Here is a 10762-nt window from a genome sequence, read left to right on the forward strand (position 1 = left end):
AGCCAGCGTCTAGGGCGCGATCAACGCCTGTGCCGCCGCGCGATCGGCAAAGCCCTTGTCCGCCAGCGCCGCGCGCGCATTGGCTGCTGCGACGGCGCGATCCCCGGCGGCGGCGGCGATCTGTGCCATGTGCCAGCGGATGCCGGCATGGGCGGGCGCGATCCGAACGGCCTTTGCCATCACCGGGATCGCCGCGCCGATATTTTCGTTCGCGAACAAGGCCCAGCCGAGCGCATCCGCCACCAGCGGATTGGCCGGCGCGATCCGATAGGCGGCAGCGGCATACTCCTGCGCGATTTCTGCCTGTCCGGCACCGGCATAGGCGTTGGCAAGTTCCGCCAGCACCGCCGCATCGCGGTCGCCGACCAGCGCGCGCAGTCGTTCGAGCGTTTCGATCGCCGCGTCATCGTCCCCGGCGGCCGCCTGCCACTGCGCCGCGAGGCGGAGCCCGGCGACGTTTGCCGGGTTCTGTGCCAGATAGAGCGACAGCGTCGCGCTCGCTTGCGCACGCTGTCCGGCGCGGTCGCGGGCATCGACCAGCCGCAGCATCGTCGCTTCGTCGAACCGGGTCGCGGCGGCGCGCGCATAGGCATCGGCCGCCTCGCCCATCCGTCCGGCGGCGGACAGCGTATCGCCCAGCAGCAGTTGCGCGGCGGGCGCGCCGGGATTGGCCGTTGCCACCCGCTGCGCCGCCGCGACCGCTTCGACGTTCTTCCCGGCCGCCGCCAGCGCCCGGATATAGGGGACCGCCACCGCCGGATCGCCGGGGGTGAGCCGAGCATCCTCCGCCAGCATCGCAAGGTCTTCATCGGGGGCGAAGGCGGTCGAGCGTCCGCGTCCGGGTGAGGCGGCGCGATCGAGCATCACCGCTGCGCCTGCCCGGTTGCCCAGCCGCTCCATCGCCCGCGCCGCCAGCGTCAGCGAGTAGCTGTCGGCATCGCCCCGCATCGCTGCCGGCCGGATATAATCGAGCGCGTCCTGTGCGGCATTGCTCTTGAGCAGCGCCAGCGCCAGCAGCTTGCGCGCGGTGACGTTGGTCGGCTGCCGCGCGACCAGTTCGCGGAGCGCGACTGCCGCCTGCCCCTCATTCCCCTGCGCCAGATCGATCGAGGCGCTCAGCAACAATGCGCCCGGCACGCCGGCGACACCGCGCCCGGTCTTGTCGAGGATGCTGCGCGCGGTGTCGTAATCGCCGGCGCGCGCCGCCAGCACCGCTTGCAGATAATAGCCCTGCGCGCTGCCCGGCCGCACCGCCATCGCCCGCCGCACCGCGTCCAGCATCGCGCTCGCCCGCCCGGCGTCGCCGAGCGTCGCGGCATATTCGATCAGCGTGTCATAGCCGTACGGATCGCGCTTCAGCGCCGCTTCGAACCATGGCAGTGCCGCGACCAGTCCATATTGGACGCGCACCGTTTCGGCGCGCAAGCGCAGCGCGTCGGGCGACGAGGGTTCGGCGCGGACTGCCGCCGCAGCGGCGTTGACCGCGCCGACCATGTCGCCCGCGCCCATCCGTATCTGTCCGAGCGCAACCCACGCAGCCGCGTCCTGTGGTGCGCGCGCGACGATCGCCTCCAGCGCGTTCAGTCCGCCGGCGACGTCGCCACCCGCGGCGACCGCCTGCGCACGGATGCGGTCGGCATAGGGGCGATAGCGCGCCGGAGTCTTGTCCGCCTCGGTCACCGCGCCGGTCGCGTCGCCCTGTAGCAGTCGGGCATGGGCGCGCAGCTGATGGATGCGCTGGGGATCGAAGCCGCCGGCCACCGCCCGGTCGATCGCGCCCTGTGCGGCGACGCCCTCGCCCAGCACCAGATGGGTGCGCGCCAGCACCGCCTGCGCCAGTCCCCATGTCGGGTCGGCGGCGGTCGCCGCCTGCGCGGCTTCGCGCGCCTGCGTCCAGTGCCCGGCTTCATAGTGCGCCAGCGCCTGTGCCAGCCGGGTCCGGGCATCGGCGGCATCGGCGCGCGCGGGCAGCACGCCGCCGATCGTGGCGAGCATTCCCGCCACGATCGCCAGCCCGCCCATGCCGAGCAGCGCGCGGATCGATCGATCAGGGTTGCAGGTCATAGCTCTTCATCAAGTCGTAGAGCGTCGGGCGGCTGATCCCCAGCAGCCGCGCCGTGCTCGAAATATTCCCTTGCGCCTGTGCCAGCGCCGACCGGATCGCTGATCGGTCCGCCGCCTCGCGCACCGCCTTCAGATTGATCGGTCCCGACAGAGACTGCGCGGTGCCGAAGTCGAGATCGGCGGCGGTCACCGCCTTGCCATCGGCCATGATCGCCGCGCGCTTCACCCGATTTTCCAGTTCACGGACATTGCCCGGCCAGCCCCACGCCTCGATCGCCGCCAGCGCGTCGAGGGCGAAACGTTTCTGGCCCAGCCCCATCTGCGCGGCATGGCGGTCGAGGAAATGCCGCGCCAGCAGCGCCGGATCGCCCGGCCGCTGCGACAGCGACGGGATGCGCACCACGATTTCGGCCAGCCGGTAATACAGGTCCTCGCGGAACCGGCCATCGGCGACCATCGCGTCGATATCCTGATGCGTCGCGCACACGATCCGCGTGTCGACCGGGATCGCCTTGCGCCCGCCGATCCGTTCGATCACCCGTTCCTGCAGGAAGCGCAGCAGCTTGACCTGCAGGGCAAGCGGCACATCGCCGATCTCGTCGAGGAACAGCGTGCCCCCCGCCGCCTGTTCGATCTTGCCCTCGGTCGTCTTGACCGCGCCGGTGAACGCGCCCTTCTCATGCCCGAACAACTCGCTTTCGAGCAGCGTTTCGGGGATGGCGGCGCAGTTGATGGCGATGAAATTGCCGCGCTTGCGCCGCGATGCGTCGTGCACCCCGCGTGCCAGCAATTCCTTGCCGGTGCCCGACGCGCCGAGCAGCATCACCGACACATCGGCCGGGGCGACCCGTTCGATCGTGCGCGTGACCTTCAGCATCTCCGGCGCGGCGGTAATCATGCCGCCCAGCACCGCCTGCCCCTCGATCCGGTCGGCCAGCCGGCGGTTCTCCGCCTCCAGCGCATGGACGTGGAAGGCGCGCGCGACGATCAGGCCCAGCGCGTCGATATCGATCGGCTTGGCGTAGAAATCCCATGCGCCCAGATCGATGGCGCGCAGCGCGCTCGCCCGGTCGCCATGGCCGCTGGCGACGACGATCTTGGTATCGGGCTTGATGGCGAGGATGGCCTCCATCGTCGCAAAGCCTTCGGTCACGCCATCGGGATCGGGCGGCAGGCCGAGGTCGAGCGTCACGACCTGCGGTTCCTCGGCACGCACCGCCGCGATCGCCGCATCGCGATCGCCCGCGACGACGATGTCATAGCCTTCATAGGCCCAGCGCAACTGGCGTTGCAGCCCGGCATCGTCCTCGACGATCAACAGGCACTTGCGTATCGTCATGCCGCTTGCTCCAGCATCGGACGCGCCGCCGCCAGGGTGACGCGAAAGCGCGCCCCCCGTCCCGGCTGGCTGTCGACAGCGATATGGCCGCCCATCGCGACCGCGAGTTGGCGCGCCTCGAACGCACCGATGCCGAAGCCCGAGGGCTTCGACGAGACGAACGGACGGAAGAGTTCGTCGCGAATGAACTGCCGGGTCATGCCGATGCCGGTGTCGATCACCTCGACCCACACCCGGTCGCCCGCATCGCCCAGCACGATGCGGACCGGATCGCTGCCGCCTGCATCGAGGGCGTTGTGGACCAGATGGTCGATCACCTGCTGCAACCGTGCCGGGTCGGCCGAGGCATGGAGCGTCGCCGGCCCCTCGACCACCACCGCTCCCCGCGTTCGGAAGCGCGCCACCGATCCGGCCGCGACGCTCGACAGCGCGACCGGGCGCAGCGCCTCGCCACGCGCCGGTTCGCGTTCGGACAGGCGGGCGAGCAGGTCGTTCATCCGAGTGGCGGATTCGTTCAGCGTCGCGACCATGTCGGCGCGGAAATCGGGATTGTCGGCATGGCGCACGGCGTTGCGCGCGACGAGGCTCAACTGGCTGACGATATTCTTCACGTCGTGCAGGATGAAGGCGAAGCGGCGGTTGAACTCCTCGAACCGGCGCGCCTCGGCCAGTGCCGACTGGGCGCGTTCCTCGGCCAGATAGCTTGCCACCTGGCGCCCGGCGATGCGCAGCAGGTCGAAATCCTCCCAGTCGAGCGCGCGGGCGAGCAGCGGCCGCGCGAGCAGGATCGCACCGGCCATCCGCCCCAGATGCGGCAACGGCACGACCACCCATGCTTCACCATGCGCCAGCATCGCCGCCGGCACCGCCGCGCCATCGGCGCCATCGAGCCGCTCGCGCAGCGGATCGAGTTCGAGGATGCGGCCGGTCACGCGCAGATGCTCCGCCAGCGTCATGCTGTCGGCGGCGGTGCCCAGCGCGTCGCCCTCCCAACGCCATGACGCGCCGACCGCCAGCCCGTCGCCTTCCGCGACCAGCAACAGCCCGGCCGGGGAGTCGGTCAGGTCGGCCACCGCCTTCACCAAGCGTTCGTCGAGCGGCGCGCCGCCCTTGGGCTCGCCCAGCGTCTCGGTGAAGCGGGTCCATTCGGAGCGATAGTCGTAGCGGTGGGTGAAGAGATGCTTGACCAGCTTGACCTTGACCCACGCCCGCAGCCAGCCGGACGAGGCAGCGGTCAGCACCGCGACGGTCGACCCGAACACGAACGCGGTCTGGCCGATCCGGGCATGGTCGCCGCCCAGCGCCGCGATCAGGCTGGTCGCCATGATCGTCACCGCGAAATAGGCCATCAGCCCCAGTACCGATAGCGTGTGGAACGTCGCGGTCCGCGACAGTTGCACGCCGCCGGTGCCGGGCCGCGACAGCGCCAGTGCGACCAGCAGCGCCATTGCCGCGAGGGCGACACCGCGCGCCGCGATCAGTTCGGCCGGGGCCTGCCCGACCAGATAGGCTGCGATGCACAGATTGACGTCGATCAGCCAGAACGCGCCGGCCGCGACCAGCACCATCCGCGTCGCCGCCGATGCCGCCACCGGGAACAGGCCATGGAGCAGCAGCAGCGCGCCGAGCGCCGCCAGCGCGCCGAGCACCGTCGATACCGCACCGATCATCGCCGCCGCCTGCGACCCCGGCATGGTCGCGGCGGCGAGGTCGAGTACGAGCTGCGCGATATCGACCGCCGCGACGGCAGCATAGGCGAGGATACGGCCCAGCCCCGCATCGTCGCTACCGGCGCGACGCTGGAGGACGATCAACAGCATCAGCCAGCCGAGCGTGCGTGCGCCCGCGAACAGGTGCGACACCGCCTGCGCATCGCCGATCCCCGCCACCGACAGGGTCCACAGCGCGGTCAACGCCAGCGCCAGCGCCAGCCAGCCTCGCGGCAGCGCCGTATCGGCTGCTCCGCGCCGGACCGTCCAGAAAGCGAGCGCGCCGAACAGCAGCGCCGCGATCGCATGGCCCCAGACGATGACGCCGATCAGCATGCGCTTACCGCGCTCCGCCCGACCAGATCACGACGCGCAGGGTCTGGAGCAGGATCAGCAGGTCGAGGAACGGCGAATAGTTCTTGGCATAATACAGGTCGTATTCCAGCTTCTGCCGGGCATCGTCGATCGATGCGCCATAGGGATAGTTGATCTGTGCCCAGCCGGTGATGCCGGGCTTCACCATATGCCGTTCGGCATAATAAGGCAGCTTGTCCTCCAGCGCCGACACGAACTCCGGGCGTTCCGGGCGGGGGCCGACGAAGCTCATTTCGCCGACCAGTACGCTCCAGCATTGCGGCAGCTCGTCGATCCGCGTCTTGCGCAGGATGCGGCCGATGCGGGTGATGCGGGGGTCGTTCTTTTCGGCCCAGACCGCGGTCCCCGCCGCTTCGGCATCGGTGCGCATCGACCGCAGTTTCGGAATGTCGAATCCGCTGCTGTACAGCCCGACGCGGCGCTGGCGGTAGAAGACGGGGCCGCGGCTGTCGAGCTTGACCGCGATCGCCGCGACCAGCAGGACCGGCAGCGTCAGCGTCAGCAGCAACAGGCTGGCGGCGATGTCGAACATCCGCTTGAACACGCTCGACACCATCCGCCCCGACGAGAAGCCGTCGGAGAAGATCAGCCACGACGGGCTGACGCTGTCGAGGTCGACGCGACCCGTTTCGCGTTCGAGGAAGGTCGAGATTTCGTTGACATGGACACCGGTGGTGCGGATGCGCAGCAGGTCCTTCAGCGGCAGGGCGTTGCGCCGCTCCTCCAGCGCCAGCACGACCTCCGACGCGCCGAGCAGCACGACGTGATCGGCAAGATTATAGATGGCGTCGCGGGCGATCGCTTCGGGGATGACCCGGTTCGCCTCGCTCATCGCGACATAGCCGACGACCACGAAACCGGCGCCGGGCGTCCGGCCGAGATCCTTCAGCCGCTGCGCGCGCGGGCCTGCCCCCAACACGATCACCCGCCGCTTGAACGCCTGCCCCCCGAACAGCGTACCGGTCAGGATGCGCAAGGTCAGCAGCAGCACCGCCGCGAAGCCCAGCCCGTAAGCTAGATTGGACCGCCAGAAGGTGATCGACGGCGCGAGGAAGAAGACGACGGCGAGGAAGATCGCCCCCACCGCGACCGCGACGATCAGCCGCGCCGCGGCGAACTTGATCGATTGCAACGCATCGGTGCCATAAATGCCGACCGCGACCAGTGCGGTTTCGAGACAGACGGCGAAGCTGAGCAATTGCGGGATGCGGGTGTGAATCGGCTCGACCGCCATGTCGATCTGCATCGCCCGCGTGACCCAGCCAAGTTCGGCCGCCACCAGCAGGACGAGAAAATCGAGCAGACCCAGCAGCAAGACGGCGTGCGGAATATAATGTTTGAACAGCCGAATCATCGCCGGGCTCTCGATACAGGTGTAAGCCAGTCCGACACCCACCCCGTATCGCGCGAAAGCGCAAAGAAATACTGAACGGGATGGATACGCATCGTCACATCGTTGTTGTATCGCAACACTCGCTTGCCCGTCCGGGCGGGCCGTTTTTGCCTGCCTGATCCTGTTCGGAGATCCGATCCATGCCCGTTTCGTCCGCCATCGTCCCCGTCATTCTGTCCGGGGGGGCGGGCACCCGCCTGTGGCCGATGTCGCGGCCGGAACGGCCCAAGCAGTTCCTCGCGCTGACCGCCGCCGAGACGATGTTGCAGCTGACCGCGCGCCGTGCCGCGGGCGAAGGCTATGCTGCGCCGATCGTCGTCGCCAATGCCGCCCATGCCGATGCGGTCGCCGAACAGCTGTCGGCCATCGGTTCGACCCCGCAGGCGATCATCCTCGAACCGATGGGCCGCAACACCGCGCCCGCCATCGCGCTGGCGGCGATCGCCGCGGGCGGCGGCGATGCGCCGTTGCTGGTGATGCCGTCGGACCATGTCATCCTCGACCTCGACGCATTTCGCGTCGCGATCGACCGCGCGCTACCGCTGGTCGAGGATGGCTGGATGGTGACGTTCGGCATCGCCCCCGATGCGCCCGAAACCGGCTATGGCTGGATCAAGGTCGGCGAGCCGCTGGCCGAAGGCGTGAATCGCGTCGACCGCTTCGTCGAGAAGCCACCGCTGGATGCGGCGGAAGCGATGCTGGCATCGGGCGACCATGCGTGGAACGGCGGCATCTTCCTGTTCCGCGCCGACCGGTTCCTCGACGCGATCGGTCGGTTCGTGCCGACGATGCTGGAAGCGGCGCAAGGGGCGATGGACCGGGCGCAGCGCGACGGCATCTGCATCCGCCCCGAGGCGGAGGCGTTCGCCGCCAGCCCGTCCGACTCGATCGACTATGCGGTGATGGAGCGCGACGACCGGGTGGCGGTCGCGCCGGTGGCGATGGGATGGAGCGACGTCGGCAGCTGGGACGCGCTGCACGCGATCAGCGACCGCGACGATGCGCACAATGCCACCGGCGGCGACGTGACGCTGGTCGACACCAGCGGCTGCCTCGTCCGGTCGGACGGGGTGCGGATCGCGATGGTGGGGGTCAGCGACCTGATCGTCGTCGCCAGCGGCAACGACGTCATGATCCTGCCGCGCGGACGTTCGCAAGAGGTCAAGCGCTTGCTGGAAGCGATGAAGGCGAACTGAACCGAACCAGTACGTTGGCGCACCGGCGAAACCCCCTTCCCTTCGCCGGTACGCAGCCTAGGCTGTCGAGACACTATGGAGTGCGCGTTGTGCGGGCAGGATTCGGTGCGGCGTTGGGCGTATTGGCGATGCTATCGGCCTGCGGAGGCGGGGGCGGAAGCGGCAGCGTCCTGGGTGGCGGCAGCAGCGGCGGGGTTTCCCCGACGCCCTCCGCCACGCCGACACCGACGCCCACCACCACGGCGGGCTGTTCGCTGCGCGAGCGGCAGGACTGGGCGCTGGCCCAGCTGCGCGAATGGTATCTGTTCCCCGAAACCCTGCCGGCGAGCCTGAGCCCCGCGCCCTACGCCACGGTCGACGCCTATGTCGACGCGCTGACCGCGACCGCGCGGGCGCAGGGGCGCGACCGGTACTTCACCTATCTGACGTCGATCGCCGAGGAAAATGCCTATTACGACGCGGGCGAGACCGCCGGCTTCGGCACCCGCTTCGCGCTCGACACGACCGGCCGTCGCCTGTTCGTGATCGAATCGTTCGAAGGGACGCCGGCACTGAACGCCGGCATCGATCGCGGGACCGAGATCCTGCAGATCGGCACCGGCAGCGGCAGTCTGCGCAGCGTGTCGGCGATCATCGACGCGACCGGTATCGATGGCCTGAACGATGCGCTGGGCCCCGATACGGTCGGCACCGCGCGCACGTTCGAGTTCCGCACCGCCGAGGGCACCACCCGCACCGAGACCGTCGCCAAGGCCGACTATGCCCTGCTGCCGGTATCGACCCGCTATGGCGCCAAGGTGCTGACCGATGGCGGCAAGAAGGTCGGTTACGTCAACCTGCGCACGTTCATCACCACCGCCAACCAGCCGCTGCGCGACGCCTTCGCCAGTTTCCGGGCGCAGGGGATCACCGAGTTCGTCATCGATTTCCGCTACAATGGCGGCGGGCTGATCTCGGTCGCCGATCTGATGGGCGACCTGTTGGGTGGCGGCAAATCGACCAGCCAGGTCTATAGCTACACCACCTTCCGCCCCGAAAAATCGTCCGAGAACGAGACGAAATACTTCGCGCCGACTGCGCAGTCGGTGACGCCGACCAGGATCGCGTTCATCGGCACCGGCAGCACCGCATCGGCCAGCGAATTGGTCATCAACGCCTTCGTCCCCTATCTCGGCAACAACATGGCGCTGATCGGCACCAACACCTATGGCAAGCCGGTCGGGCAGATCGCGGTCGATCAGGCAGCGTGCGACGACCGGCTGCGCATCGTCGCGCTGTCGGTGCAGAATTCGGCGCGCTCGGCGGCCTATTTCGATGGCCTCGCATCGGTGGTGCCCAACACCTGTTCGGCGACCGACGACATCAATTATCCGCTGGGCGACCCGCGCGAGCAATCGGTCGCTCGCGCGCTCGACTTCCTTGCCGGGCGCAGCTGTTCGCGGATCGGATCGGCGGCGGCGACCGCCGCGACCCGCGACGGGCTGCGCGTCGCCGGCGACGGGGTCGAGGGACGCGCCCTGTTGCAACCCGCCCGCCCGTCGACCGTGCAGCGCGAGGTGCCGGGCTTGTTCTGACCCGGCCCGCTCGCTACCCCGGCGGCGACAAGGGGGACGGCATGAGCGACGACGACTATATCTATGACGAGGCGACCGGCGAATGGGTGCCCGCGTCGCAGGCGACGGCCACTGCCGCGCCGGACGACGCGGTGGTGGTGCGCGACGCGGTCGGCAACGTGCTGGCCGATGGCGATCAGGTAACGCTCATCAAGGACCTGACCGTCAAGGGCGCGGGCCAGACGCTGAAGCGCGGTACCCTGATCAAGTCGATCCGCCTGACCGGCGACGCGCAGGAGATCGACTGCAAGTTCGACGGCATCAAGGGGCTGGTGCTGCGCGCCGAGTTCGTCCGCAAGCGGACATGATCGCCGGGATCGATCCCAGTTGGGAGGCGGCGCTTGGGCCTCTGCTGGCCGGCGACACGATGGCGACCTTGCGCGATTTCCTGAAAGGCGAGAAGGCGGCGGGCAAGCGCATCCTGCCGCATTCGCGCGACTGGTTCGCGGCGCTGGCGCTGACCCCGCTTCCCCAGGTGCGGGTCGTCATTCTGGGGCAGGACCCGTATCACGGGCCGGGACAGGCGCATGGCCTGTCCTTTTCGGTCCGGCCGGGCGTCGCCGTGCCGCCGTCGCTGCGCAACATCTTCAAGGAATTGCAGACCGATCTGGGCCTGACGCCGCCCGCGCACGGGTTTCTGGAGCATTGGGCGCGACAGGGGGTGCTGCTGCTGAACACCGTGCTGACGGTCGAGCAACACCGCGCGGCATCGCATGCTGGGCGCGGGTGGGAGGCGTTCACCGACGCGGTCGTCCATGCCGTCGCCGACCGGGCGGAACCGACCGTGTTCCTGCTATGGGGCGCGCATGCCCAGAAGAAGGCGGCGTTCGTCCGCGACGTGGGCACAGGCGGTCGCCACCTCGTGCTGCGCGCCCGTCACCCCTCCCCGCTGTCGGCGCATAGCGGCTGGTTCGGCAGCCGTCCGTTCAGCCAGGCCAATGCGTTTCTGGCCGAGCACGGTCGGGGCACGATCGACTGGTCGCTGCCCGCGCTCGATACGATGCCGGAACCATCCTTCCCCGTCGACGATTGATGCGGCCGACCGCCAACTCGGCGGGACCAACTTCAAGGGG

Annotated in this window: 8 protein-coding genes; 4 read left to right on the forward strand and 4 right to left on the reverse strand. The window is 69.2% G+C overall.

The window, feature by feature from the left end; all coding sequences use genetic code 11:
* Positions 1-9 precede the first annotated feature (9 nt).
* Genes ASE91_RS00900 through ASE91_RS00915 form a run of 4 tightly spaced genes read right to left on the reverse strand, consistent with a single transcriptional unit; the run spans position 10 to position 6841 of the window.
* Positions 10-2064: a tetratricopeptide repeat protein gene (locus tag ASE91_RS00900; protein ID WP_056621885.1), complete on the reverse strand. Its 2055-nt coding sequence runs from the start codon at positions 2062-2064 to the stop codon at positions 10-12.
* The gene (gene prsR / locus ASE91_RS00905; RefSeq protein WP_056621887.1) at positions 2048-3403 is read right to left on the reverse strand and encodes a PEP-CTERM-box response regulator transcription factor; all 1356 of its coding nucleotides are present in this window, start codon (positions 3401-3403) and stop codon (positions 2048-2050) included. Before prsR ends, ASE91_RS00900 begins: the two co-directional genes overlap by 17 nt.
* Entirely contained in the window at positions 3400-5448 is a 2049-nt protein-coding gene (prsK, locus tag ASE91_RS00910) for an XrtA/PEP-CTERM system histidine kinase PrsK (protein ID WP_056621888.1), read from the reverse strand. Before prsK ends, prsR begins: the two co-directional genes overlap by 4 nt.
* Before the next feature lie 4 nt (positions 5449-5452).
* The gene (locus tag ASE91_RS00915) at positions 5453-6841 is read right to left on the reverse strand and encodes a TIGR03013 family XrtA/PEP-CTERM system glycosyltransferase (protein WP_055999058.1); all 1389 of its coding nucleotides are present in this window, start codon (positions 6839-6841) and stop codon (positions 5453-5455) included.
* 179 nt (positions 6842-7020) lie between these two features.
* Here ASE91_RS00915 and ASE91_RS00920 point away from each other — a divergent pair, with 179 nt between their 5' ends.
* The 4 genes from ASE91_RS00920 (at position 7021) to ung (ending at position 10722) form a co-directional block, all read left to right on the forward strand.
* Positions 7021-8076, forward strand: a complete 1056-nt coding sequence (locus ASE91_RS00920) for a mannose-1-phosphate guanylyltransferase/mannose-6-phosphate isomerase (protein ID WP_082453741.1) — start codon at positions 7021-7023, stop codon at positions 8074-8076.
* Between the two features lie 128 nt (positions 8077-8204).
* A complete protein-coding gene (locus tag ASE91_RS00925) occupies positions 8205-9650 on the forward strand; it encodes a S41 family peptidase (RefSeq protein ID WP_082453742.1) in 1446 nt (481 codons plus the stop codon).
* Between the two features lie 41 nt (positions 9651-9691).
* A complete protein-coding gene (locus ASE91_RS00930; RefSeq protein ID WP_056621890.1) occupies positions 9692-9997 on the forward strand; it encodes an alkylphosphonate utilization protein in 306 nt (101 codons plus the stop codon).
* A complete protein-coding gene (gene ung, locus ASE91_RS00935; RefSeq protein ID WP_082453743.1) occupies positions 9994-10722 on the forward strand; it encodes a uracil-DNA glycosylase in 729 nt (242 codons plus the stop codon). The genes ASE91_RS00930 and ung overlap by 4 nt, the downstream gene beginning before the upstream one ends.
* The last annotated feature ends 40 nt before the right edge of the window (positions 10723-10762 follow it).

Source organism: Sphingomonas sp. Leaf62 (assembly GCF_001421915.1).
GTDB lineage: Bacteria > Pseudomonadota > Alphaproteobacteria > Sphingomonadales > Sphingomonadaceae > Sphingomonas.